The sequence below is a fragment of the Novosphingobium clariflavum genome (genome assembly GCF_026420865.1).
GTDB classification, from domain to species: Bacteria; Pseudomonadota; Alphaproteobacteria; order Sphingomonadales; family Sphingomonadaceae; genus Novosphingobium; species Novosphingobium clariflavum.
This window is the reverse complement of record NZ_JAPCWC010000007.1, coordinates 219,732-241,160: the sequence shown is the minus strand read 5'-3', so window position 1 is coordinate 241,160 and position 21,429 is coordinate 219,732. Positions and strand designations below refer to the sequence as shown.

33 protein-coding genes are annotated in these 21,429 nt (G+C 62.8%); 12 read left to right on the top strand and 21 right to left on the bottom strand.

Going from position 1 to position 21,429, the window contains the following annotated elements:
- Positions 1-63: 63 nt before the first annotated feature.
- The 13 genes from OKA11_RS12425 to OKA11_RS12365 all read right to left on the bottom strand — a co-directional run bounded on the left by OKA11_RS12425 (position 64) and on the right by OKA11_RS12365 (position 5,738).
- A complete protein-coding gene (locus tag OKA11_RS12425; RefSeq protein WP_267220653.1) occupies positions 64-438 on the bottom strand; it encodes a hypothetical protein in 375 nt (124 codons plus the stop codon).
- Position 439: 1 nt separating this feature from the next.
- A complete protein-coding gene (locus OKA11_RS12420; protein WP_267220651.1) occupies positions 440-655 on the bottom strand; it encodes a crAss001_48 related protein in 216 nt (71 codons plus the stop codon).
- 59 nt (positions 656-714) lie between these two features.
- Entirely contained in the window at positions 715-1,170 is a 456-nt protein-coding gene (locus tag OKA11_RS12415; RefSeq protein ID WP_267220649.1) for a hypothetical protein, read from the bottom strand.
- The gene (locus OKA11_RS12410; RefSeq protein WP_267220647.1) at positions 1,167-1,520 is read right to left on the bottom strand and encodes a hypothetical protein; all 354 of its coding nucleotides are present in this window, start codon (positions 1,518-1,520) and stop codon (positions 1,167-1,169) included. Before OKA11_RS12410 ends, OKA11_RS12415 begins: the two co-directional genes overlap by 4 nt.
- Complete coding sequence (locus OKA11_RS12405) at positions 1,517-1,735, bottom strand: hypothetical protein (protein WP_267220645.1); 219 nt, start codon at positions 1,733-1,735, stop codon at positions 1,517-1,519. The genes OKA11_RS12410 and OKA11_RS12405 overlap by 4 nt, the downstream gene beginning before the upstream one ends.
- The gene (locus OKA11_RS12400) at positions 1,735-2,217 is read right to left on the bottom strand and encodes a hypothetical protein (protein ID WP_267220643.1); all 483 of its coding nucleotides are present in this window, start codon (positions 2,215-2,217) and stop codon (positions 1,735-1,737) included. The genes OKA11_RS12405 and OKA11_RS12400 overlap by 1 nt, the downstream gene beginning before the upstream one ends.
- Entirely contained in the window at positions 2,217-2,453 is a 237-nt protein-coding gene (locus OKA11_RS12395) for a DUF2312 domain-containing protein (RefSeq protein WP_267220641.1), read from the bottom strand. Before OKA11_RS12395 ends, OKA11_RS12400 begins: the two co-directional genes overlap by 1 nt.
- A 12-nt stretch (positions 2,454-2,465) precedes the next feature.
- The gene (locus OKA11_RS12390; protein WP_267220639.1) at positions 2,466-2,666 is read right to left on the bottom strand and encodes a hypothetical protein; all 201 of its coding nucleotides are present in this window, start codon (positions 2,664-2,666) and stop codon (positions 2,466-2,468) included.
- Complete coding sequence (locus OKA11_RS12385) at positions 2,663-3,781, bottom strand: DUF5131 family protein (protein WP_267220637.1); 1,119 nt, start codon at positions 3,779-3,781, stop codon at positions 2,663-2,665. The genes OKA11_RS12390 and OKA11_RS12385 overlap by 4 nt, the downstream gene beginning before the upstream one ends.
- Positions 3,774-3,926 (bottom strand): hypothetical protein, encoded by a 153-nt coding sequence (locus OKA11_RS12380; protein ID WP_267220635.1) that lies wholly within the window; start codon positions 3,924-3,926, stop codon positions 3,774-3,776. The genes OKA11_RS12385 and OKA11_RS12380 overlap by 8 nt, the downstream gene beginning before the upstream one ends.
- On the bottom strand, positions 3,923-4,387 hold the full coding sequence (locus OKA11_RS12375) for a hypothetical protein (protein WP_267220633.1): 465 nt from the start codon (positions 4,385-4,387) through the stop codon (positions 3,923-3,925). Before OKA11_RS12375 ends, OKA11_RS12380 begins: the two co-directional genes overlap by 4 nt.
- 243 nt (positions 4,388-4,630) lie before the next feature.
- Positions 4,631-5,107: a hypothetical protein gene (locus OKA11_RS12370; RefSeq protein ID WP_267220631.1), complete on the bottom strand. Its 477-nt coding sequence runs from the start codon at positions 5,105-5,107 to the stop codon at positions 4,631-4,633.
- 193 nt (positions 5,108-5,300) lie between these two features.
- Positions 5,301-5,738 carry a helix-turn-helix domain-containing protein gene (locus tag OKA11_RS12365; protein ID WP_267220629.1) on the bottom strand — a complete coding sequence of 146 codons (438 nt, stop codon included), beginning with the start codon at positions 5,736-5,738 and terminating at the stop codon, positions 5,301-5,303.
- Positions 5,739-5,789: 51 nt separating this feature from the next.
- Here OKA11_RS12365 and OKA11_RS12360 point away from each other — a divergent pair, with 51 nt between their 5' ends.
- The 4 genes from OKA11_RS12360 (at position 5,790) to OKA11_RS12345 (ending at position 9,914) form a co-directional block, all read left to right on the top strand.
- Positions 5,790-6,092 carry a helix-turn-helix domain-containing protein gene (locus OKA11_RS12360; protein ID WP_267220627.1) on the top strand — a complete coding sequence of 101 codons (303 nt, stop codon included), beginning with the start codon at positions 5,790-5,792 and terminating at the stop codon, positions 6,090-6,092.
- Positions 6,089-7,225, top strand: a complete 1,137-nt coding sequence (locus OKA11_RS12355; protein ID WP_267220625.1) for a DUF7146 domain-containing protein — start codon at positions 6,089-6,091, stop codon at positions 7,223-7,225. The genes OKA11_RS12360 and OKA11_RS12355 overlap by 4 nt, the downstream gene beginning before the upstream one ends.
- A gap of 209 nt (positions 7,226-7,434) precedes the next feature.
- Positions 7,435-9,306, top strand: coding sequence for a hypothetical protein (locus OKA11_RS12350; protein WP_267220623.1), 1,872 nt, complete (start codon positions 7,435-7,437; stop codon positions 9,304-9,306).
- The gene (locus OKA11_RS12345) at positions 9,303-9,914 is read left to right on the top strand and encodes a hypothetical protein (RefSeq protein ID WP_267220621.1); all 612 of its coding nucleotides are present in this window, start codon (positions 9,303-9,305) and stop codon (positions 9,912-9,914) included. The genes OKA11_RS12350 and OKA11_RS12345 overlap by 4 nt, the downstream gene beginning before the upstream one ends.
- Positions 9,915-10,415: 501 nt before the next feature.
- Here the strand turns inward: OKA11_RS12345 and OKA11_RS12340 are convergent.
- Positions 10,416-10,619 carry a hypothetical protein gene (locus tag OKA11_RS12340; protein WP_267220619.1) on the bottom strand — a complete coding sequence of 68 codons (204 nt, stop codon included), beginning with the start codon at positions 10,617-10,619 and terminating at the stop codon, positions 10,416-10,418.
- Positions 10,616-11,326 (bottom strand): BRO-N domain-containing protein, encoded by a 711-nt coding sequence (locus tag OKA11_RS12335; RefSeq protein ID WP_267220617.1) that lies wholly within the window; start codon positions 11,324-11,326, stop codon positions 10,616-10,618. Before OKA11_RS12335 ends, OKA11_RS12340 begins: the two co-directional genes overlap by 4 nt.
- A 330-nt stretch (positions 11,327-11,656) precedes the next feature.
- On the opposite strand from OKA11_RS12335, the gene OKA11_RS12330 reads away from it, so the two are divergent.
- The gene (locus tag OKA11_RS12330; RefSeq protein WP_267220615.1) at positions 11,657-11,947 is read left to right on the top strand and encodes a hypothetical protein; all 291 of its coding nucleotides are present in this window, start codon (positions 11,657-11,659) and stop codon (positions 11,945-11,947) included.
- Here the strand turns inward: OKA11_RS12330 and OKA11_RS12325 are convergent.
- The 6 genes from OKA11_RS12325 to OKA11_RS12300 form a co-directional block, all read right to left on the bottom strand.
- Positions 11,942-12,346, bottom strand: coding sequence for a hypothetical protein (locus OKA11_RS12325; protein ID WP_267220614.1), 405 nt, complete (start codon positions 12,344-12,346; stop codon positions 11,942-11,944). The two genes, OKA11_RS12330 and OKA11_RS12325, sit on opposite strands and share 6 nt — an antisense overlap.
- The gene (locus OKA11_RS12320; protein ID WP_267220612.1) at positions 12,343-12,603 is read right to left on the bottom strand and encodes a hypothetical protein; all 261 of its coding nucleotides are present in this window, start codon (positions 12,601-12,603) and stop codon (positions 12,343-12,345) included. Before OKA11_RS12320 ends, OKA11_RS12325 begins: the two co-directional genes overlap by 4 nt.
- Positions 12,604-12,734: 131 nt before the next feature.
- The gene (locus OKA11_RS12315) at positions 12,735-12,911 is read right to left on the bottom strand and encodes a hypothetical protein (RefSeq protein WP_267220610.1); all 177 of its coding nucleotides are present in this window, start codon (positions 12,909-12,911) and stop codon (positions 12,735-12,737) included.
- Positions 12,908-13,099 (bottom strand): hypothetical protein, encoded by a 192-nt coding sequence (locus OKA11_RS12310; protein WP_267220608.1) that lies wholly within the window; start codon positions 13,097-13,099, stop codon positions 12,908-12,910. The genes OKA11_RS12315 and OKA11_RS12310 overlap by 4 nt, the downstream gene beginning before the upstream one ends.
- An 87-nt stretch (positions 13,100-13,186) precedes the next feature.
- A complete protein-coding gene (locus OKA11_RS12305) occupies positions 13,187-13,786 on the bottom strand; it encodes a hypothetical protein (protein ID WP_267220606.1) in 600 nt (199 codons plus the stop codon).
- 3 nt (positions 13,787-13,789) lie between these two features.
- A complete protein-coding gene (locus OKA11_RS12300; RefSeq protein WP_267220604.1) occupies positions 13,790-13,933 on the bottom strand; it encodes a hypothetical protein in 144 nt (47 codons plus the stop codon).
- 1,293 nt (positions 13,934-15,226) lie between these two features.
- On the opposite strand from OKA11_RS12300, the gene OKA11_RS12295 reads away from it, so the two are divergent.
- Genes OKA11_RS12295 through OKA11_RS12265 form a run of 7 tightly spaced genes read left to right on the top strand, consistent with a single transcriptional unit; the run spans position 15,227 to position 21,232 of the window.
- Entirely contained in the window at positions 15,227-15,829 is a 603-nt protein-coding gene (locus tag OKA11_RS12295; protein ID WP_267220602.1) for a hypothetical protein, read from the top strand.
- Positions 15,822-17,438 carry a hypothetical protein gene (locus tag OKA11_RS12290; protein ID WP_267220601.1) on the top strand — a complete coding sequence of 539 codons (1,617 nt, stop codon included), beginning with the start codon at positions 15,822-15,824 and terminating at the stop codon, positions 17,436-17,438. Before OKA11_RS12295 ends, OKA11_RS12290 begins: the two co-directional genes overlap by 8 nt.
- 2 nt (positions 17,439-17,440) lie before the next feature.
- Positions 17,441-17,665, top strand: coding sequence for a hypothetical protein (locus tag OKA11_RS12285; protein WP_267220599.1), 225 nt, complete (start codon positions 17,441-17,443; stop codon positions 17,663-17,665).
- 31 nt (positions 17,666-17,696) lie between these two features.
- Complete coding sequence (locus OKA11_RS12280) at positions 17,697-18,416, top strand: hypothetical protein (RefSeq protein ID WP_267220597.1); 720 nt, start codon at positions 17,697-17,699, stop codon at positions 18,414-18,416.
- Between the two features lie 18 nt (positions 18,417-18,434).
- A complete protein-coding gene (locus OKA11_RS12275) occupies positions 18,435-20,105 on the top strand; it encodes a portal protein (protein WP_267220595.1) in 1,671 nt (556 codons plus the stop codon).
- Complete coding sequence (locus OKA11_RS12270; RefSeq protein WP_267220593.1) at positions 20,095-20,445, top strand: Bbp19 family protein; 351 nt, start codon at positions 20,095-20,097, stop codon at positions 20,443-20,445. The genes OKA11_RS12275 and OKA11_RS12270 overlap by 11 nt, the downstream gene beginning before the upstream one ends.
- On the top strand, positions 20,426-21,232 hold the full coding sequence (locus tag OKA11_RS12265) for a hypothetical protein (protein WP_267220591.1): 807 nt from the start codon (positions 20,426-20,428) through the stop codon (positions 21,230-21,232). The genes OKA11_RS12270 and OKA11_RS12265 overlap by 20 nt, the downstream gene beginning before the upstream one ends.
- Positions 21,233-21,429 lie beyond the last annotated feature (197 nt).

Genomic DNA, 21,429 nt, shown 5'->3' with positions numbered 1-21,429 from the left:
AGCCGGGTATGCGGCCTGTCCCCTTGCAAGTGGGGCAGGATGCTCCGTCGATCGAGGGCCGCGTCACTGGACGTTCGCCCTGACTGCCGCGTCCTTCGCTTCGAGCAGCTTGCGCAAGGCGACGGTGCGTTCCGGGTTGCGCGGCAGCGTCGTCACGATGTGTCCGGCGAGATCGCAGAACGGTTTGGATGCACCCTGCAGCTTCTCGGGCAGATGCCCATAGTGGAAGAAGCGAAGGATCGGGTCGGCTTGCAGCTGGTCGGGGGCGAATTCGACGGGTGCAGGATGGATGACGTTGGTCAAGGCGGCCTCCTGTGGTGATGCCGGGTTCCTCCCGGCGCGGATATGGTCGCAAGGGTCCATCCCGAATCCGGCGTAGTCCTTGTAGCCGGTGCCGTCGCACATCGTGCAGCCGTTACGGGATGGGCTCTCGTTCATATCATGCAGCCTTTTCTTCGGCCTGCGCGCGGCTGAGCCTGATCATCAGGATGGTCTTATACGCGCCCATGGCGGCGTACTGCGCGTGGAGGAGGTCTTTGTCCTCCGCAGCCAAATCGGCGAACACGGGATTGTTGAGGAAGGCGCTGAGTTTGAGCGTCCGCTCAGCCAGTTCTTTGTGTTCGGCGGCCATACGCTGGACGTGAGGTTTGCTCATTGCATGATCCATGTAAGGTTTCCTTGCATGAAGCCGGGGACCGCCCGGCGCGGATCTGGTTAGAAAGGGATGCAGCCGAATGGCGCGGTGCAAGCGGGGTCACCGCAGTCGGGGCATGTCCCAGCAGCTTCGCGTTGAGCGATCAGTGCGTCTTGCTTCGCGCGGAAGTCGGCCCATTCCTGTTCACAGACTTCTCTCTCGCGGGCGATGTGGGCCATGAGGTCGTAGCCATCATAAAGTGCGCAGGCGAAAGCTATGGCATGGGCGCTCAACTGCTCGCGCAGGCGCTTGCCCATGCTGCGCTGGGGAACCTTGAGCCAATCGACCTCGACCGGCAGGCGGCGGTATTCTTCCGGGAGCGTGCGAACGTCGATCAGATTGGGGGACGTTTCCCGGTTGTCGTCCGGCGTGAGGCCGTAGATGAACTGCATCGGGAAATTCTGCTTGTAGACGTGATAAATCCTCTGCCCTTTGGCGAGGATATAGCCGTCGCGGCCGGCGGGGCTCTCGTTCATGCGAGCCCCCTGCAAGGCGGGGGAGATGCGACGATGCCGCGCGGGAAATAGGGCGCGAACTTCTTAGGCAGCGGTTCGGTGATGAGAATGGTGTCGACCATCCCGACAACGCGCCTTCTGCCAGCGCCGCCACAGGGCTTACAGTACGTCGAGGCGACGCCTTCGCCGGACCCGGAGCAGTCGGTGCAGCTGTGTTCCGTGGGGAACACGCTGTGCGGCTCAATCCGAATTCCCTTGTAGTAGCCGAGCGAAAACAGGGGGTTTTTGTTGTGCGCGAAGTCGGCGTTTGCGCGCTTCGTGATTTCGTTGAGGAATTCGGAGGCCAAGTGCGGCGCCAGATACATGGTCATGGTGTGGACCTCTCGGCGGAAATGGCGGCGGCCAGTTTCGCGCTGCCGGCGACGATCGTCTCGATCGAGGGCGAGACGCCGCCAGTGTGCTTCTCCAGCGTGGTGCGAACCGTCTTTGGCTTCACGCCGCGCAGGCGGGCGATGTGGCGAACGGAAAGGCCCTGCGAGCGCAGGGCCAAGGTTTCCGCGACCGCTGGGGACAGGCGGGGCTGCATCAGAAGCAAACCTCTTCCAGATCCGCCGCGGCCAGCTTGCCGCCCAGCCTACGGGCACGCTCTGCGGGCCATGGCATCAGCCATTCGTAGAACTCCGGCCATTCCTCCCAGGCCGAACCGTCGCGCCATGCCCTCAGGAAGTCCATGGCATCCCAATCGCCGCCCTCATGGGTGAAAGCCCATTCGAGCGCCTGCGTCGCCGTTCCATGGTCCCCGTAGGGCCTGCCGGTGTCAGCATCGTATCGTTCCCAAGCGGGGTCAGCGAACGAGACGGGGTTGCCGTTCAGCTTGAAGATTGAACTGGCTGCAATGTCATCCCGCGTCTTGCTGCAAATCCAATTGCCGTCCCACCCCTGAAAAGTTGCGGTTCGGGGGGTGCCGGGGCAGCTGGTGAATGCGATCCTGTCGCCCGCCTTGAGGGCTTGTTTCGCTCGGTCTATGGCGCGGATGCTCTGCGCGCGTTTGGCAAGAGTTACCGGCATCAGTCGATCCCCAGCGCCGTCTTGTAGGTATCGAGCAGCATGTCCATTTCCCGGCGGTCGTCCGGCTTCATCTTCCGGATGGAGACGATCTGGCGCATGATCTTCACGTCGTAGCCAACGGCCTTGGCCTCGTTGTAAACGTCGCGGATATCGTCACCGATGCCCTTCTTCTCTTCTTCCAGGCGCTCCACTCGCTCGATGAGCAGGCGCAGGCGGTCGTCGGTAGTCTCGGCCATTTGAGGCGTCTCCTATGCTGGGGGAGCCTTGCCCGGCAGGCGGGCAAGGTAGTGGGTGATGGTTTTGCCGATCGGCAGGCCGGGTCCGTAGGCGAAGCGGCCCATGGTGCAGTCCCAGCGGCCAGCGTGGGGCGAGCCGTCATCGGCGCGGAGGGTGAAGGGGCCTCCGGTCTTCGCGGCTTCGTTGACGGGGACGAAGGCCCAATGGCTCATGCTGGAACTTCGTCCCATGTGCGACCATCAAGCATGCGACCGGTAATCGACTTGGTGCCGCGAAACATGGAGATACCAGCACCAACCGACGGATCGACGTCATGGCCGAACCTGACCGTTCCGTCGGGCCAAGCTGTCATACCCGGCGATCCAGGCTGCGCCGGCAGTGCTTTTCCAAGTGGAGCCCAAGAACCCCATTGCTTGAAAAAGAACGGTACGCGCGCCTGGTTGCACTGGTCGCGAATTGCGCGAGCCCAATCGGGGTGCATCGGCCGAGGGCCATTCTCACCGCCGACGACAACCCAATCCAACCGGGCGGCGCCGCCAGTCCAGTAGTGGAAGTGGCCGCATTTAGGGCACGGCAGGGCATCGCAGCTTTTGCCGGTCGGATCTTGGCAGTAGCCTTTGCATCCCCGAAGCGCGCGGGGATCGTTGGTGTGGTAGTTGCAAGTAAAGCAATTCGCTGTTGCTGCCGTCCATCGGGACAGGTCGAGCGGGCCAAGCAACGGTTCGCAGGAAAGCCAGCGCTTCGCCGCGCGCGTTGACAGAAGGTCATCAATTCGCTCGTCTGCGCGAACCTGATCTTCGACGGAGACGCCAAGCCAGACATTCGGAAGCGGCCACTTCGGGGTGTCACGACCGAAAGTGTCGGCGCGCTTGCGAGCAAGTGGACCCACCGCGTCGATGCCGCGTGACAGATCGCCGATATAGCTTCTGCCGCGCTTGTTCACATAGGCGCGCATGCGATCTGCGCGTTTGGTCAGGACCTGAAAAGTGTGCTGCGTGGCCAAGGCCATGACGGCGAACACGCGATCAATCCATTCGTCTGGCACGCTCTCATGGAACAGGTCGCCATGGGCGCAGACGAAAATCATGCGAGGGCGCTTCCAGCGAAGGGGCTGGTCGAGCCATTGTTCGTTCAAACGAACTTCGCCGTTCCAGACCGGCCCGGCCTTGGTGTCGATCGTCAGGCCCTTGCGGCTCTCGTGGTTCTGCAACCGCGTGCCTGCCAGCTTCATCGCATAGCAGTTGGTGCAGCCGGGAGAGGCGAGGGAGCAGCCCGTGATCGGGTTCCACGTCGCCTCAGTCCATTCGATCTTCGAGCCATCAGCCATCGTCGTACTCGCTGAATTCGTCCGCGAAGCTGGCAGCATCGTCGGGCGGGGTTTCGTAGGATTCGAGGTCGGGCAGATCGCCATCGCCCTCGGGCGTCTCGTAGGTTTCGAGGTAGCCGGGGCGGCGCGCGCGCCGCGCGGTCACTGCTCGCGTTCCGCGCGTCGGGCTTCGAGTGCGTCCAGTTCGGCAAGGATGAACGCGCAGGCGCGGACCAGCAGCTTGCGGGCGTTTTCGTGATAGCCGAGCTGGGCGTGGTCGATGCCGCCGCGCAGTTTTTCGAGCGCAGCCTGTGCGAGCTGGCCGGGGCGCAGGCGCAAATCGTCTTCGACGGTGTGCCCGTGCGCGAACTGCGCGTGCCGATCCGCCATAACGGCTTCGATCGAGGCAACCGGGACGCCGCCGAAGGTGTGGCGCGCGCCAGAGGTGTTGGCAGTCACCTCCGACGCGCGCTCGCCCTGGTGCGACCCGAGGGCTGGGGAACAGGTAGAAGGCGCGGCGGGGGTAGTAGGGGCATTGCCCGCCGCGCCTATCGCATCTGCCTGCGTGAGATCATACTGACCGGAAAAACGGTCGCAGGCAGAGGGATTTGAGAAACCTTCGGTCATGGGTTGAGCACTCTCAGCAGCGCGCCAAAACCCATGCCGGCGGCAAGGGCCATCGCGTAGAAGATCAGAAAGCGCCGCATGGGGCTGCTCGTTACCGGGCTGACGCCTCAGTGCCGTGCGCGATCAATTCGGCGGCTACCGGGACCACGAAGAGGCAGAACAGGGCGGCGATAAGTGCCCCGACCATCCCGCCTTTCAAGCGGTCGAGCAGTGCGTCTGCCGGATCGTCGCGACGGCAGAGCATCAGCGTGCGCCAGCGGCGAGAAGCCGCGCGCGGTCGCGCATGGCAACGCGAATGGGTGCAGGCGCCGCGGCGGGGGGCGAAGCGGCGCCTGCACCGTGCGACGGCGCAAGGCCGACGCCGGGGGGTGGCGTGCGCTGGCTATCAAGCCAAGCGTCGAATTCGAGGGCGCACCAACGGCTCTTCGAGCCGATCATGTCCGCGCCTGCTTGCAGCAAGCCACGGAAACGGCGCGGGTTCTTGGGCAGCGGCATGCCGCATTGCTTCGCGAGGTCGCGAAGGTAGCCGATTTGCGTGCGCGGTTCGCCGGAAAGCGAGAGCAGGCGCACCACGTCCGCGAAGGAATATTCGCGGCGGGCGTTGGCAATCGGACGGATGGCGGCAGGGCGCATGCCCATGGCCGGGAAGGGGTGAACGTTGCGGGTCGGAGCGGGGGCCTCCGGCAGCGCAGACGGGAATTGGACAATAGCGGCGGACATCGAATTCGCCTCCTTGGCAAGCGGGTCGATGTGCAGATTTATCCAAACAGACTAATCAGGGCAAGAGGTTATTTATCCAATCTGACTATGACCGATTTTGTAACCCCCTAGCGATGCCCTGTGGATCGCGGGCAAAAGAAAACCCCGCAGCCCAGGAGGGCGGCGGGGTTCGGTGGTTAACCGCGATTTTCGGTTAGGCGCGCTTTCGCTCCGAATCGGTGTCAACCATGGGGACGATCTCACCCGTGCCCCGGTACGCCTGATGGCTTTCGCGCAGGGAATCGAACGTCTTCTTCATGGCGGCAGGCAGATCGCGGTATGTCTCTACAAGTGCGCGCTCTTCCGGGGTCAGGCCGCCATCCTCAGGATTGAGAAGATCGGCTTTGGGGAAGCCCAGTGCTTTCGCCAGCTGGTCGAGATGGTGTTCCTTGATCTCGCGCGCGCCGGTTTCGATCTTGGCGAGGTTGGAAAAGTGGATGCCCGCGCTTTCGCCCAGCTGTTCAAGGGATAGACCAGCCTGCTCGCGCAGTTCGCGGATGCGGTTGGGAAACCGCTCGATCTTGGATTTCCTTGCCATAGTGGGGAATTGTAAGACGTTCCCCGCCATGCCGTCAGATATGATTTTGACCAAAAGTGCCTCCGGGGGCTTGCGTTTAAATTAGTCAGATTGGATAAGCACGGGATGAACCTCGGTGCTCAAAAGGTCAAGGCATGGCGCTATGGCCATACCCCCAAACGGAAGCAGACGGCGCTTACGGCGCTCTTTGGCCTCTCGACTATCATGTGGAGTCGCATCGAGCGCGGCGAACGCAGACCACCGCTGGAACAGGCGGTGAAGCTGGAACTCGCGGGGGTTTGCAAGGCGACCGATTGGTACGAACCGCCTAGGCCGCTGGCCGATGCTGATACGATATTGCGTGCGAAGCCCGAAACACATGATGAATTCTCGTTAACCAGCGATAGTTTCGCAAAGGTTGCGATATGAGCGCGACACGCGAATTCTCCGGTCCGTCTGCCGGGGAAATTGCCGACATGCTGCGGCCCCATGCGGAAGCGCTGGGGCGGATGATCTTTCCGAACGCGGTGATGGCTGGTGGTTTCCTGTGCGTGGGCTCCGTGTACGGAGAGCCGGGCGATTCCCTGAAAATTCAGACGCGCGGCGCCAAGCGGGGCACGTGGGCAGACTATGCCACCAGCGATAGCGACATGAACGGCAAGGGCGATATGCTCAAGCTGTTGCAGCTGACCATCGGCGGCGGCGACATGAAGCGCGGGATCGAAGAGGCCAAGAAGTACCTCAATCTCGACAGCATGGACCCGCGCGCCCTGGAGCGCATGCAGCTGGCCGCGAAGAAGTCGCGCGAGCGGCAGGAACTGCAAAAGGCCAGTCAGGACGAGCGCAAACGGCGGAATGCCGAGGCCCTGTGGCATAGCGCTGCGCCCCTGACCCCGAGCAGCCCGCCGGTGATGTACCTTGCCGGGCGCGGGATCTTGTTTGGGGCGGATAGCCCGTTGAAACGCCCGCCGGGATCGATCCGGTTTCATCATGCGGTGTCGCATAAGGAAAGCGGGCGGAAGCTGCCCGCGATGGCGACATGCTTTGTCGGCGCCGACAACCAGATCAAGGGCGTCCACCTGACGTTCCTTGAATTCCGCGCGGGCGTGGGCTGGGTGAAAATCCCGGACATGCTGATCGAGGGCAAACTCACCAAGGTCAGCAAGAAGATATGGGGGCCGACCTATTGGGGGGCACACCTTCCCTTGTGGAAGGGAAGCCAACGTTGCCCGCTATCCGGTATTCGGGGCCATACGCCCGTTGAGGCGGCGGAAGGGATCGAGGACGGTCTTTCCTACGCGATGGCGAACCCTGACGCGCGCGTGATCGCGGGCGGCACGCTGGGGAACCTCGGTCAAATCATCCTGCCGGCACAGGCGGGCGATTTCACGATCCTTGCTCAGAACGACACGAACCCCAAGCCCATCGCCGCGTTGGAGGATGCCATTCGAAAACAGCAGCGCCAGGCGCGCGAACAGGAGTCGCGCCGCATCATCAAATCCCGCCACCCCCTGCAACAATACAAGGACTGGAATGACTGGCTGTTGGGGAAGGCGCGATGATCCCCGATCTGAACGAGGCCGACCGCAAACGCCTAGCCGCTGCATACCGGGATCGGCAACGCGCTGCGCCTCGACGGGCGGCGCCGACGATGCAGGCGCCGTCGCTGGAGGCTTGCCGTAAGTGCGGCGTTCCGGGCTCGAAAGGCTGCGAACACTATTTGCCGCTTGCACCGCGCAGCGTGAACACAATCCAAGGAAGACGGTAGAACATGGCCGGGGGCAATCAATCGCGGCTCGAAGAAATGCGGAATGCCGCAGCCGAGCCCGCGCCTGACTTTTTCGGTGCGGACCTGATGGACGAGGTGAGCGGGAAGCCGCCTTTGCTTCCGCAGCCGTGCCCTGTGGTCCCGCTGGGAATCCTAGGGAAACAGCTGATCTTTCTCGACCGGCATCAGCAAATCGTGATGGAGCCGCCGCGCAGTTGCAGCAAGGGCGAACTCGCGCTGTGGTTCGGGAAAGACTACCTGATCGAGTATTATCCAGCGAAGCCAAAGGGCTGGCGCGACGGCGATCCGGTTGAGGATTTCAACCAGTCAAAGGCGCAGTTGGCCTTGGTCGAGGACTGCTCCGCGAGGAGGATTTTCAACCCGCAGGGCAAGGTGCTGGGCCGTGGTGCGCATCGTCCGAAAGTGGATGAAAGCAAGCTGATACTGCACCTTGGCCGCTCGGTGCTCATTTCCAGCGCAGACGGCAAGGTCGAGCGGCACCCTGCAGGTATGGTCAAGATCGCGGGCAAGGAAGTGTTCTTCCCTGCGTCGGACAGTCTGCCACCGCCCGCCAGCGACGCGGCGACGCGCGCCGAGGCGCAGGAACTGCTGGAAATGCTCGGCAGCTGGAATTGGATATCCTCAGCTGCGCCGCTGCTCATGCTGGGCTGGATCGCACAGGGCTATATCTGCGGGTGGCTGGAATGGCGCTCCCATATCTGGCTTGTCAGTCCGACCGCATCGGGCAAATCGTCCCTGCAAAAGCGCATCCGTGCCCTGCTGGACGAATGGTGCCTGTCCACCGCCGACGCCAGCGAGGCAGCAATTCGGCAAATCCTGGGCAACGATACGCTGGCCGTCTCCATCGATGAGGCCGAGGCGCACGATAACCCGGAAAAGCTGCAAAACGTCATGAACCTGATGAAAAAGGGTTCCAGCGGCGACCGCATCTTGCGCGGGTCGCAGGATCACAAGGGCGTCGAGTTTACGGCGCAGAGCGCGTTCCTGCTTTCGTCGGTGTTGCACGCTCCGTTTCGCGGCGAAGACCGGAACCGTATCGCCTTGCTGGAAATGCGGCCACTGGCCGAGGACGTGCCCGAACTGGAGCTGGAATTGGGCAAGTGGCGCACCGTCGGTCGCCGGTTGCATCGGCGCATGGTCGAGCAAGCGCCCCGGTTCGAGCGGACCTATAAGGCGTATCGCCGCGCGATCGGGGCGCACCGCTTTACCGGGCGATGGCAAGATACCTACGGCACGCTGCTCGCGTGCGCGGATTTGCTGCTCTACGACTATGCGCCCGACGATATTATCCCTTCCGACGAACCGGGCATGGTGCGGGTGCAGGATGCGGTAACGTCGATCTTGCCGTTGCTCACGATGGGCCGTTCCGAGGCCCGCACCGACACCGAGCGAGTGGTGCAGTACCTTTCCAGTTATCCGCTACCGGGCGCGCATGGTCAATCGGCCGAGCCGGTCGGCGCATGGCTGGAGCGTGCCATGAAAACGAAGGTGGAGGCGGGCCAGTTCGCGACTGACCCCGGTTTTGTGGGGGTGGATGAAGCTGCCCGCAAGCGCCTTGCCGCGTCCGGCCTGCGCGTCGTGTCCTACGTGGACAAGGGCAAGGGGGCGTTCGGCATCGAGGACGCCTTGCTCGATGATGAAGGCTGGCAGAGCGGTTATCTGGCCGTGGCCTATGCGACCAACGAGGCGTTGATGCGGATCTTCGAGCGCACCGAATGGGCGGGCGGTGGCTGGCTCCAGTCGCTCAAGAAGATCGACGGCGCCATTGGCGGCAAGAAGGTTCGTTTCAACACACGCAAGCCCGACAATGCGCTTTTGGTGCCATTGTCGGCATTCCGAGGGGACGAAGGATGAGTATCCTCGGGCAAGCGATGGGCACTCAGAAGGCCCGCAAACGCAACGATTTCTACCCTACGATTGATCCGCGCGCGGTGCAGGCGCTTGCCGCGTTCCTGCCGCCGGGAACGGTCTACGCCGAGCCCTGCGCGGGATCTGGCGATCTGGTGAATCTGCTCGATGCGCTTGGCCTGGTCTGCGATTGGGCGATGGAGTTGGAGCCCCAAGGGGACTGCCTGCGCAATCGCTGGCCCATCGCGCGGGGCAATGCCTTGCAGCTGGGCGCGGGAGACGTTGGGGCGGCAACCTGTTTCGTGACGAACCCGCCATGGAACCGGCCTATGCTTCATGCGCTGATCCGGCATCTGGCCGCGATCCTGCCGACGTGGATGCTGTTTGATGCCAGCTGGAAGCATACCCAGCAGGCGGCAGCGCTGGGGCCGATCTGTACGGATATCGTCAGTGTGGGCAGGCTGAAATGGTTTGCCGGGTCGAAGTATGATCCACCGGACGATTGCGCGTGGTATCGTTTCGACGCGCGGGCAGGTTCCGAGCCAGCGGAGCCGACGCGGTTTCATTTTCGCCGCCCGCCTGCCGTCGCGGGGGCGCAGTTACAGCTGATTTAGGGTGCTATTCCGGAGCCTTGCGGGGGGTGAAGGCGGAGCGGAGGGCCGAAGAGGTCACGTCGAGCAGGGCCGCAACGTGTTCGGATGCTATCTCTGTACCGGGGGGAAGGCTCTCGAAAAGGGCGTGTAGGGCTTCGAGAGCAGCAATCGCGCGCAGCTGTTCCAACTCGGTATCAGGTGGGCGGGGTTCAGCCTGCGCCAACCGTAAATCGGCCATTTTCCTCATCATTCCGCTGCATACGGCCCCGGCCCTGATGGCTGGTGGCCGGGCGTGACGGGTTGGAAGACCGCTACAGCAACGGCAGGCGTAAGCCTCCCGACGCGCCCGACCATAGGGCACGTGGCTGTAGATTTCGGGCTTCCATTCCCGGCACCGCGACCCGCAGTGCGGGGGCGCATATGTCAGTCGCGACCCGCCGATGCAAGAGCGCGGTTTTCCGCCCTGTTTCACTTATAGGGCGGCGGGCGGCGCGCCGGTTGCGCCGCTCGCCCGAACCCGGGTTAATCGGTATCGTTGATGCCGGTGACGATCATCGGGCGGCGCACCGTCTCGCGCACGGCGGCGCCGGTGACATGCAGGAGCGCGGCAACGTGTTCGCTGGGAATGTCCGTGCCCATCGGCAGGCTCTCAAACAGGAATTGCAGAGCATCGAGGGCGGCTGTGGCGCGCAGCTGGCGCACTTCGCTGTCGGGATGCATAGTCATGCCTCCACGATGGAAGGTGCGAACAGATTCACGGTCTGGTGCCCGCGGCGAACCTTACGGGGCAGCCATCCGAACAGACGCAAGAGCGCGCCTATTCGCAAACGCATTCCCGCGTCGATCGCGCCGAGGCCAAGCGCTAGCCCAGCTTCGTCGATTGTCGTGGCCTCAACCGTTCGCAAGTAGGTTTCAATTTCGCGCGCCATAGGATCGACAGGCACGTTGGGTGCAGAAAGGGCCAGCGGCGCCGGTAGGCCAAGACGTGTCCAGATTACTCGTGCGGATTGGGGGCCGAAAAGCCGGCGGGCCTCGCGGACCGTGGCGATCGATGCGGACAGGCGCGCACTATCGAATTCTTCGACTGTGGGTTCATCGTTGGCGATGGGCAGGGCGTAATGGCCGTTGCGGCGCAGTGCGGGAAGGACTTCACCAGTTACCCAGCGGCGGAAGCGCTTTGCTTCGGGCTTACGGGACTTGAAAACGAGGGAGAACATGCCGCTTTCGTTGACCATGTTCAACGTCTGCGAGCCTCCCGGAGTGTCGAATACATGAACGCCCTTCTCGTCTTCGTCCAACTTGCTGATTGCGTCGCGGGAGTTGCGAATATCGAGCACAGCGCAGAGATCGTTTGCCGCAAACCATGGAGTTTGGCCGACCAACATTGCGCGGACGGGGGTGTTGTCGAAGTCGAAGGAATGTAGATCGTTCATAATCAGGCTCCACTAGAAGAGCCCGGCCTTGCGGAGACCAATCCGCAAAGGGGTGTCGGCAAAACCGACACCCTTGGTGGCCGGACGTGCTCGATTGGTCTTACCGTCTAGTGGAACGGCGCCCAAAGGGCTCGAACACGCCCGACCATAGAAAACCGCGCCCATGCAAGGCACGGCGCGGGGAGCGCCACTAGAACAGGGAGACCAATCCCTTGCGCGGAATTTGCCGCGCGAGTGCGGATATGCCACTTTTGACCGGTTTCGACAAGGGAGCCGCTATTGGGCAGGCGAAGGGCAACGGATTGGCTTGTGTGGGGAGGGCTGCTCGGGGTGCCCTACATGATCGTTGCGTCACTCGTTGGCCTGCCGCCCTGGATCGTTGCGCTTGGCTTCGTGCCAGGGCTGGTTGTGCTGGGCTGGATCGTTCTTGTCCTGGTCGCGCTGCCGGAACCGCATGAGTATGCGATAGGCGTTGTGCTGCTGTCATTGCTTGCGCTTTCTGGAGGGTGGCAGGGCGGCCTGACGATGGGTGTCCTGCTGGTCGCCTTGAGGCTGCTAGTTCGAGCGGTTGATGCCGCAGCGGAGCGGGCTGGCTTCCAAAGGCTGTTCGACCGTTCATAGCAGAAGCCCCTGACCCCGGCGGTCGGAAAGGAAGCCGATAGCCTGTTCCACAAGTACAACGTCGGAATTGGCTACGAACAGTTTGCGGATGATCGCTTCACCATCGCTCCAATCCGCGACCAGTTCGTTGATCCAGATGCGGCGATGTTCGTCCCGCAGGAATGAGCCATCGTCCTGACTGCTGAAACCGGTGAGGTTCCACACACGATAGTCATCATAGACCATGGTGGGCGTGATGCGATCGACCAAGTAAGGGCCGGTGCCATAACTTGTCCGGACGATCGAGCCGGGCGCAAGCAGGTCGCCCGCGTGGGGCTTGCCGGGATCTTCGCGACGCAGCTCAGCAGCATAGGGCAGACCCTTGCGGCCTGACAACTGGTAGGAATAGCTGGTTGTCACAGTAGCTTTCCTTCATTGCCAAAGCGGAACAGATCGAGCGCGCTGGCGTCGTCCTGGGGGACGATCACGCGGCCCGCGTCGGCGCGCTTCGGTGCGGCGGCGGCGAGCGCCAGGCGCAGGCGGTCTTCGGTCCCGCAGTTGATGCGGCAGGGGTGGCCGCGCAGGCGGTAGGCTTCGAAAACGTCTTGCGAGACGGTCAGGCCATCAACTTGGTAATGCTGGCGTCCGTTCTCGACGCTGAGGATCAGGTTGCACATGGGTCGGCCTCCTTTGCCGTGGTCATGCGCCCTAGGGCGGCACGGGAAGCGCGCGGACGGGGGATGCCCGCGCGCTCTCCGGTGCCGTCAGAGGTGCCAGTTCTCCCGGCCTGTGGGTTGCATGGCGCAGGTCATCCTTCCGTCACGAAGTCGATGCGCTCGCCGGGGTACTTCGCTCGAGCGGCCTGCATCGCGAGTTGGCGGTTGGCGTGCTGGACGTATCCGATGGCGTAGCCATTGCGGCGCGTCCCGACCCATGCGGTCCACCAGATATTGACGTTGATGACGTCCGGTTCGCGGTTCTTCACAGCCAGCAATCCCTATGGTCGATTTCTGCCTCGATGGCGTCGAAGCGCGCTTGGTTGGTCGGGGTGCATGCAACGTCGAGCGCATCGGTTGCCGTCATGTGGGCGCGGATCAGGTCGGCGTCGCTCATCTGGTCGGTCATGCTGTTCCAGCGCCTGCGGGTGCTGCGATAGGTCTTGGTGTGGTGCATTGGTCGGCCTCCTTTGCCGTGGAGTGCTGCCGGACTTGGCGGCACGGGAAGCGCCCGGACCCGAGGGCCGGACGCTCTCCGGTGACGTCAGTGGTAGGCGGTGAAGTGCTGGGCGGCGTAGACGGCCTTGCTGCCGATCCGGGCCAAAGGCGTTTCGAGCGTGGCAAGGCGAACGTCATCGATCCGCACGCGTCCGTCAGCTGCTCGGCGGCGCAGCGGCTCGCCCACGTACTTGCCGACGACTGGCACTGTCTTCCCCTGCTGCCAGCTGGTTTCCTCGACCTCGCGGGCGATCTCGCGGACCTCAACCATGGTCTGGCCGATCAGGGCGGTGACTTCGAACCATTCGCGATTCGTCTGTTCGTAGCCCCAGCATGTGCTGAGCACGTCGCCCACGCTGAGGCCCCGACCCGCCGCTTTGCGATCAGCTTTGCGCTTTGCCTGCCGTTCGGCGTGCTCTGCGCAAGCCTTGAAGAACGCCATGACGCGGCGGGTACGCTCATCGGCATTACGGAAGCGGTACCGCCATGAAGGCTTGAGCGAGCGGCCATGGAATACGGCTGCGCAGGGCGAGCCGTCCGCCTGCTCGTAGACGTAGGCAATGGCGCTGCTGTCCTTCGCGGTGACGCGGCGGCTCTTGTGGACGATCTGCATGCGGCGGGCGGCGTCGATCTGATCCGGGGTCATGGTTCAAGCCTCCCGACGGAGGATGTTGGCGCATTCGAGCAGCTCGACCAGCGTGCGAGCCCATGCTTCTGCCTCGGCCTGCTTGCCGCACTGCTTGTAGGCGATGGCCTTTGCGAGTGCTTGAGCGGTCTTAGAACGGTCTACCATGTGTCGGCCTCCTTTGCCGTTTCCGACAGCTACCTTGCTGCCTGCTATTTAGTCATATTGGATAAAAAACCAACTTGTCAATAGGGCATCCGAGATGCCCGGACAGCGCGCCGAAAGGCGCGCGGTGCGTCCGGGCTCATTTCCCCGGACCCCAGCTTTCCTGCGGCTCTCCGCTCCAATCGGTGCACCTTCGCATCCCTCCCTCACCGCTTACCCGGACCCATCTTGTGCAAACAGAGATTAGGCCGAGGGTCGGGGTGCAAGGCGGGTCCGGGGGCGTTCCATATGTTCCGGCGTGTTCTGTCGATGCATGGCCTAGAACTGGCGGAAATCAGCCATTTTTGAGGCATGTTCCATTTGTTCCGTACTGACCAACTGGATTTGCGCAGATGCGCAGATAGGCGCGCATCTGCGCACAACCGCTTACCTAGAACATTCAGAACAGGTCTAAAAAGGTAAGGTTTTCTGCGGTTTTTGGCGTTCTGTTCTCTGTTCTATCGCAGAACAATCGGAACGTAGCAGGCGGGGGGTTGCGCTGATTTAGTCCAATCGGATAAGGATTTCGACCATGCTCGAAGCGGTCGTGCCTCACTCGAATATTCTAGGGACCGGATATGCGGTCCAATGGGTGTTCCGGGGGCGCGAGTTCGCTGGGCTGGGGAAAATCGGGCCGGGCTGGGGAGCCACGGTCGGGCGGCGCGGCGGCGATCTTGGCAGGCGTACTGCCGTTGTCGTCCAGGCGGGGAGTGCTTCGAGCCTCCCCGCTTCGATCCTGCAAAATCAAGCACTTAGCGCCTCACGCCTCGCTGTCGTCGCACCGTCGCCGTCGCACCGCGATTGCGGATCGGCAGATTTCCGCGCGTTTGAGGGTGCCTGTCGTCTAATCGCCAGTTTTCAGACCGGGGCCACCGATCAGCGCGGCGCGGCCCGCCCGGTGCCGTCGTCGGCGCGGCGAGCCGGGGGGGTGGCCCCCCTTTCGATCGACGCGCGAATCCCCGATGGGGGTCGCGTAGACCAGACCTCGGTTTTCAAAAAACCCGGCCGTTCGGCCCCTTCGCCCTCTGGACGCATAGGCGCGGCCTTGGCCGGGGCGCGAAAGCTTCGCGCGGGCAATCCGGGGTCCGGGGTGGCAGTGCCCGTTCGGCGCGCAAATGCGGTCTGTGGCTCTGGTTCGAGCGCCAAGTCTGGAATCGAGGGGGTCAGGGGGCGCAAGGGCGCGCGCCCATGTTTCGATCTTGGCGGGACGGCAACGCTAGGCGGGGCACTGGGCTGATGTCAAGCAAGCCGTCTGCGATGATGCAGGTGATGCAGGAGGCCGGCGAGAGCGAGGCCGGGAACCAGTTCTTTCCCGACGCAACGCAGCTGGACCTGCTGCGCGACGATGCCGGACGGCTCCCGCCTGACGCGCTGCGCCAACTGCGTGCTCAGCAAGGCCGGGGACGCCCGCGCGGCGCCCGGAACAAGCGCAACGAGAAAATCGCGAAGTGGTTCATCGCGCAGTACGGCGACCCGCTGGTCGCGCTGGGCGAGATCATGAATACGCCCGTGGACGTGCTTTATGAGCAGATGATCCTTGCCCAAGGCGGGGAGCAGAAGGGCAAGCGCGTTACCGGGCGCGATGCCATGGAATTCCGCAAGTCGGCCATTCTCGACGTGCTGCCGTACATTCACGGCAAGCAGCCGATCGCCGTTGATTTCAATGGCAAGGCTGACGCGGTGATCTTCATCCCGGGCCTGAACGCGCCTGCTGGCTTTACGCATGACCAGCTGCGCGATGCGACTGAAAAGCTAGGCGTGGAGGCTATCGAGGCCGCGGGTATTCGCCTGGACGACGGCAGGCTGATTTCCGCTCCTGCATCGTTCGAGGACGATGACCAGGGCGGCGAGGATGATTGACTTCGGCGCTATCGACGAACTGGAGCGCACTGGCGAAGCCCAGGCGTTGACCATGGTTCCCGTTGGGCCGGTGGCCCATGGTTTCGTGCACGATCAGTCGTACATGAAGACGATCATGGGGCCATTCGGCTCTGCCAAGACGACGACGACGTTTCAGGCCATTATCATGGCAGGTCTGTGGCAGAATGCGGCCCCGGATGGGGTGAAGTATTCGCGCGGTTGCATCACGCGCCCGACTTACGGGCAGCTTGAAGATACCGTGATGAAGGACTGGTTTGCTTGGTTCCCGAAGACGCGGGACAACTGGAAGGGAGACCGTCTGGAGCACACGGTGGTGCTGGATATTCCCGGCATCGCGAAGCTGAACATCAACGTGCTATTCCGGGCCTGCGAAGATCGCGAAAAAGCGGAGCAGATTTTCAAGGGTATGCAGCTGACATGGCTGTGGCCGAACGAAATCGACACGCAAGACCCCAGCATTCTCGAATTCGGATTGCCGCGTCTGGGTCGCTATCCGCCCCCGGCAAAGGGCGGCTGTGCATGGTACGGCATGTTCGCGGACATGAACGCGCCGGACGTGGACAATTACACCTACGACCTGCTCGTCAACAAGAACATGGGCCTGCCGCCTGAGGTTGAGACGGCGCTTCGGGAGAAGCTTGGGCCGAATTTCCGGATCGCCTTCCACCGTCAGCCCGGCGGCCTCGATCCTGCGGCCGAAAACCTGATGAACCTGCCGGAGGGTTATTACGAGCGCTTGATGGTGGGTAAGACCACCAACTGGATCCGGCGCTTCGTTCACAACGATTTCGGCGCGGTCCGCAACGGCCAGCCCGTTTATGAAGAGTTCAACGACGAAATCCATACGGCGAAAGACCCGTTGAAGCCGCTTGCTGGTGTCCCGGTGGGCATGGCTGTGGATGGCGGCTCGACGCCGGCGGCGCTGTTCGGTCAGCGTGACGATATGGGCCGTATCCGGTGGCTGGCGGAAGTCGTCGTATTCGCACCCGGCAAAGAGCACACGCTCGAACAGATGGACGCGGAGTCCTTTGGCGAACTGTGCGGCAAATTCTGGAAAGAGCATTTCGGAAATTGCGATTTCGCGGGTGCCTGGGGTGATCCTGCGGCGTGGTATGGGGCTGAAGACAAGCACAGCTGGGTTACGCTCTTCTGGACCGCGTTCAAGAAGGAGGTGGGACGGGCAGCCAATCGGTGGAAGCTCAAGCCTGCGCCGATGGTGCACGAGAACAGGTTGCCTGAACGATTGAAGGCCGTGCGCGATCCTCTCAAGCAGATGATCGGCGGCCAGCCTGCGTTCCAGCTGTCACCGTCCTGCAAGATCACGCGGCGGGGTTTCAACAACGGCTACGTGATCGTGCGTGTGCAGCTGTCTGAGGGTGGCGGGCGCTGGACCGATAAGCCCCTCAAGAACGACTTTTCGCACGTCCATGACGCGGGCCAGTACCTCAACCTCGGCCTGACGCGCGTGGGTGCTGTCGATGACGACGGCCAGACTAAATCCAAACCTGCCAAGCGGCGCTCCAGTGGGGGTGCGAAAGTCAATTATGGCAGCAGCGCCTTTGCGCCGCGCCGACCAGCAGGAGGCTGAGCATGGGTGCAGTGGGGAAGATGTTGATTTCGCCGGTCGCGGCGATGGCGGGGCTCTTGGACAAGCCGAAGGTCACGGCGCCGGTGGCGCAGCCGCAGGCGATCGACCGGTCCAACACCGTGGTCATGGATGCCGTCGCGGCGCGGCGCGGGTCGCTGGCGAACAAGCGCACGGGCTCCCTCGGGGCTGAGGTTTCGGGCGGCAAGAAGACTTCGCTGGGCGGCTGATCGCCGGGCGTGGACACGAAGGGAACATCGGATGACCGAGAAAATTGCGAAACTAATCAAATCGACGATCGATGACATCGTTGCGGCCTTCCCAACGCTGGATGACGCCGAACTGGCAGCGCTGCGGGAGGCGGAAATTGCGGCGGCCAATCGGACCGGGATGCTCAAGGCGATCGACGTGGAGCAGGCTGCGCGCGCACTGCTGGCGCGGGAACAGAGCATCAAGGAACTGGCCGCAGAGCAGGGGGTCACGATCTTCACCGCGTCCGATATCGATGCGCTGCGGGTTGAATACGATGAGCGGTTCAGCGCGATGGAGGCCAAGCTGCGCGATGCCGAGGCCGGCACAGTAGCCCAGGCCGTACCCAGCACGGTTCGCAAGCTGGCAATCGTCGGCATGGCGGTCGGGCCCTTCCACCGCATCGCCTTTACCGGCAGCGACGATATGACGCTGGCCGATCTGGATGACCTCGAATTCCAGGCGGGCGCGTTCAAGCTCGATCATTCGCGCCGCACCATATCGCTGGAACAGCCCATCGTGTTCCCCATCGGCGCGAAGCGGTCGGAGGTCACGAAGGCATGGCTTCTCGGGGCCGATGGCGATCCGGTCTCGGTCGTGAATTTTGTCAACCCGATCGCAATCGGCGGCGGCGCCAATGCCCGCATTCCTGCGGGCCATCTCGCATTCCATCAACCGGAAACCGAAACCTCCGCCGCAGCTGCCGCTGACGGCGGCGACGACGACGACTGACGATTAGGGGCCGGGCGGATGATTACTGCTGAGGGCGTAAAGGCCAATCAGGCGCGCATGGAGATGCTGCGCTCCAACTATGACCCTCTGTGGAGCGAAATCGCCCGCCTGGTCTACCCTGAAATGAACCAGTTCTACGGCGGCGCGATGGCGGGTTGGTACGCCATGGGCGGCCGGAAGGACGCGCAGATGCACGAACCTTATGCCGCGCAGGCGATGGAGGATGGTGTCTCGCTGTTCGAGGGCTTCGTCATGCCGCGCGGGCAGCGCTGGCAGAAGCTGGCTTTGGATGCCGATCTGATGAAATCGGTTCGGGTCCAGCAATGGGTAGAGCAGAAAGAAATGCGCCTGTTTGCCCTGCGCCATGATCCGGAGAGCGGATTCGTGGGTGCGGTGCATGAAAGCGCCATGAGCCTCTACGCCTTCGCCGCGCAATCCATGTGGATCGACATTCGCTATAGCCCGGTCAGCGGCAGAAGGCTGGGCCTGTCCTACGAGAGCGAGTTCGTGGGCGAGCAGTTCGTGGAGTGGGATGCATCCGGCAATCCCTTCCGCATGCACCGCAAGTTTGCGCTGACCGCCGAGCAGGCGCTTGGCAAGTGGGGCCGCGATACCCCTGAACCTGTGGTGAAGGCCATCGGGGACGATAAGCGGAAGACGCAGGAATTCGAGTTCATCCATGTGATCGAACCGAACCTTGAGTTCGATCCTGAGCGTATCGACCATCACGGCAAGCCGTGGTCATCCGCCTATTACCTCTGCGGCGGGGATCATCAGGTATTCCTGCGCGGCGGCTATCATTCCAAGCCGAGGATCTTTTCAACCTTCACGCGCGGTTTGCGCAATAGCTGGGGGTTCAGCCCTACCATGCGGATCTTGCCGCAGATTCGGCTGTTGCAGGAAATCACGCATAACCGTGTGTTCAGTGCGGAATTGAAGATGCTCCCACCGCTACTTGCCGGCGACGATGAACTTGACGGAGCGATCCTCGAACTCAAGGCCTTGGGCGTAACCTATGGCGGCCTCGACGAGCGGGGCAATCCCAAGCTCAAAACGTTTTTCGATGCGTCCGACTCCACGGAAGGCCAACTGCTGTCGCAGGAGGCCCGCGCGATTATCGACAAGGGTTATGGGCGCGACCTTCTGCAAATCGCGCGCGAGCAGAAAACCCATATCACGGCCACCCGCACCGAAGAGGAGCGGGCCGAAAAGGGTGTCTTGCTTGCGCCGTTGGCGCGGCAAGAATCCGAATGGCTGGCGCCCATGACGGTGCGGGAATTGGCGCTTATGGCTGAAATGGGCGAGTTCAACGACGCGCCGGGCGAGGTGCTGGAATACTTCGAGGCCGAGGGCGAGTTCAGTTGGGTCTACGACAATGAGCTGACGCGCATGATGCAGGCTCAGGACACGACGGCATTTCTGTCGCTTGCGCAGCAGGTTGGATTGCTGGCGCAGTTCGACAAGACCGTGGTGGACGATTTCCGCCGTGAGTACCCGATGGCGCGCGTTCTGGACGTGTTGGGCAAGAATGCTGGTGTTCCGGCATCGATGCGCGCAACCGACGAAGACAAGCAGGCTTTCGACGCGCAGAAACAGCAGGAAGCACAGCAGCAGGCATTGCTGGCCGCGCTGCCTGCCGTCAGCGACACCGTGAAGAATGTTTCGATGGCGGCCGGCAGTGTCGCTTGATCGCGAAGTCCAGGCGGTAGCGGCCCACCGCCGATCGATGGCAGGCCGTTCACGGGCGGCGACCGCGTTGTTGCTCCGTGCCAAAACCATTCGCGCCTATCGCAAGGTGTTCCTGCGCGACGGTCAGCTGACGCCAGAGGCGGCAATCGTTTTGCAGGACCTCGGCCTTGCGGCGGGCATGGGCAAGGTTCGCCCTGGCGCCAGCGCCGAAGAACTCAACTTTCGGGAGGGGCGGCGCGCCATTGTGCTGCACCTCTTCGCGCGCCTCGATGCGCAAACCCTCGACCGACTTGCTCAACTCATAAGGGAGGCTACCACCCATGACGACCCTGACGCCTGAACCTACGCCCGCAGCCCCTCAGGCCCCCGCACCGACGCCGAGCGCGCCAGAATGGATGGGGTCGCTGGGCGATGAAGGCTTGCGCGCCAACGAGACGCTTTCGCGCTACAAGTCCGTGGATGATCTGGCGCGCGGCCATATCGAGACGATGGCCTGGGCGCGTGGCCGCGTACCGCTGCCTGCGGCTGATGATGCCAAGGCGCGTGAAGACTTCATCGGCAAGGCGCGCCCGGAGAAGTGGGAAAACTACGAGGTTGCCGTTCCTGAAGGATCGAGCGCCGAACGCTCCGACGCGTTCAAGCAGAAGGCTCACCAGCTGGGACTTTTGCCTTGGCAGGCCAAGGAATTGGCGGACTGGAGCAACGCTTACGAAGGCGATGCCGCATCGCGGATGACGCAGGGGAACCGTGACGAACTGACCACGCGCGAAATCAATCTCGGCCCTGCGGCGTACCAGCGCGCAAATACGGCGATTGCGTCCATGTTGAACCAGGTTGAAGGGCTGGACGGGTTCGACGCCGACAAGGTGATGCAAGGCCTGGAAAGCGCTTGGGGAGCCGGTCAGACGTGGGATTTCCTGCGCTGGGTCGCCGCGAAAACTGGCGAACTCGAAAAGGTCGATGGCGGCGCTGTCGATCTTGCGACGGGTACATTGGTCGGTCCTGCGGCTCAGAAGGAAATCGACCGGCTCATGGGCGACCGCGACTTTATGGCGAAAGCCAAGCAGTCCGGGACGATGGAAAGCAAGCGCTGGAAGGATTTGCAGGTCGCCGCGTCAAAGGGTTGACAGATTTATCCAATTAGGAGAAATCAGCGGGGCGTACCTCGCTGGGAATGAGCGGGCGGGGACTTCGGTTCTCGCCCGCTTTCTCATTCCGGACTTCCCTGTTGTCAGGCCCCGGATGCATTGAGCAAAAGCCGCTCCGTCTACCCGGTACGATATCCGGCAGGCCGGCCCGCGATCTAGGTCGCGCCTCCCCGTCC

Coding starts and splice junctions, on each gene's coding strand:
- OKA11_RS12305 (WP_267220606.1), bottom strand. CDS start 13,786: ATGACCCCGGATCAGATCGACGCCGCCCGCCGCATGCAGATCGTCCAC.
- OKA11_RS12355 (WP_267220625.1), top strand. CDS start 6,089: ATGAGCGCGACACGCGAATTCTCCGGTCCGTCTGCCGGGGAAATTGCC.
- OKA11_RS12350 (WP_267220623.1), top strand. CDS start 7,435: ATGGCCGGGGGCAATCAATCGCGGCTCGAAGAAATGCGGAATGCCGCA.
- OKA11_RS12345 (WP_267220621.1), top strand. CDS start 9,303: ATGAGTATCCTCGGGCAAGCGATGGGCACTCAGAAGGCCCGCAAACGC.
- OKA11_RS12335 (WP_267220617.1), bottom strand. CDS start 11,326: ATGAACGATCTACATTCCTTCGACTTCGACAACACCCCCGTCCGCGCA.
- OKA11_RS12300 (WP_267220604.1), bottom strand. CDS start 13,933: ATGGTAGACCGTTCTAAGACCGCTCAAGCACTCGCAAAGGCCATCGCC.
- OKA11_RS12275 (WP_267220595.1), top strand. CDS start 18,435: ATGATTACTGCTGAGGGCGTAAAGGCCAATCAGGCGCGCATGGAGATG.
- OKA11_RS12370 (WP_267220631.1), bottom strand. CDS start 5,107: ATGTCCGCCGCTATTGTCCAATTCCCGTCTGCGCTGCCGGAGGCCCCC.
- OKA11_RS12340 (WP_267220619.1), bottom strand. CDS start 10,619: ATGACTATGCATCCCGACAGCGAAGTGCGCCAGCTGCGCGCCACAGCC.
- OKA11_RS12320 (WP_267220612.1), bottom strand. CDS start 12,603: ATGTGCAACCTGATCCTCAGCGTCGAGAACGGACGCCAGCATTACCAA.
- OKA11_RS12290 (WP_267220601.1), top strand. CDS start 15,822: ATGATTGACTTCGGCGCTATCGACGAACTGGAGCGCACTGGCGAAGCC.
- OKA11_RS12385 (WP_267220637.1), bottom strand. CDS start 3,781: ATGGCTGATGGCTCGAAGATCGAATGGACTGAGGCGACGTGGAACCCG.
- OKA11_RS12395 (WP_267220641.1), bottom strand. CDS start 2,453: ATGGCCGAGACTACCGACGACCGCCTGCGCCTGCTCATCGAGCGAGTG.
- OKA11_RS12420 (WP_267220651.1), bottom strand. CDS start 655: ATGAGCAAACCTCACGTCCAGCGTATGGCCGCCGAACACAAAGAACTG.
- OKA11_RS12410 (WP_267220647.1), bottom strand. CDS start 1,520: ATGACCATGTATCTGGCGCCGCACTTGGCCTCCGAATTCCTCAACGAA.
- OKA11_RS12375 (WP_267220633.1), bottom strand. CDS start 4,387: ATGACCGAAGGTTTCTCAAATCCCTCTGCCTGCGACCGTTTTTCCGGT.
- OKA11_RS12310 (WP_267220608.1), bottom strand. CDS start 13,099: ATGCACCACACCAAGACCTATCGCAGCACCCGCAGGCGCTGGAACAGC.
- OKA11_RS12415 (WP_267220649.1), bottom strand. CDS start 1,170: ATGAACGAGAGCCCCGCCGGCCGCGACGGCTATATCCTCGCCAAAGGG.
- OKA11_RS12295 (WP_267220602.1), top strand. CDS start 15,227: ATGATGCAGGTGATGCAGGAGGCCGGCGAGAGCGAGGCCGGGAACCAG.
- OKA11_RS12390 (WP_267220639.1), bottom strand. CDS start 2,666: ATGAGCCATTGGGCCTTCGTCCCCGTCAACGAAGCCGCGAAGACCGGA.
- OKA11_RS12280 (WP_267220597.1), top strand. CDS start 17,697: ATGACCGAGAAAATTGCGAAACTAATCAAATCGACGATCGATGACATC.
- OKA11_RS12265 (WP_267220591.1), top strand. CDS start 20,426: ATGACGACCCTGACGCCTGAACCTACGCCCGCAGCCCCTCAGGCCCCC.
- OKA11_RS12405 (WP_267220645.1), bottom strand. CDS start 1,735: ATGCAGCCCCGCCTGTCCCCAGCGGTCGCGGAAACCTTGGCCCTGCGC.
- OKA11_RS12425 (WP_267220653.1), bottom strand. CDS start 438: ATGAACGAGAGCCCATCCCGTAACGGCTGCACGATGTGCGACGGCACC.
- OKA11_RS12285 (WP_267220599.1), top strand. CDS start 17,441: ATGGGTGCAGTGGGGAAGATGTTGATTTCGCCGGTCGCGGCGATGGCG.
- OKA11_RS12360 (WP_267220627.1), top strand. CDS start 5,790: ATGAACCTCGGTGCTCAAAAGGTCAAGGCATGGCGCTATGGCCATACC.
- OKA11_RS12400 (WP_267220643.1), bottom strand. CDS start 2,217: ATGCCGGTAACTCTTGCCAAACGCGCGCAGAGCATCCGCGCCATAGAC.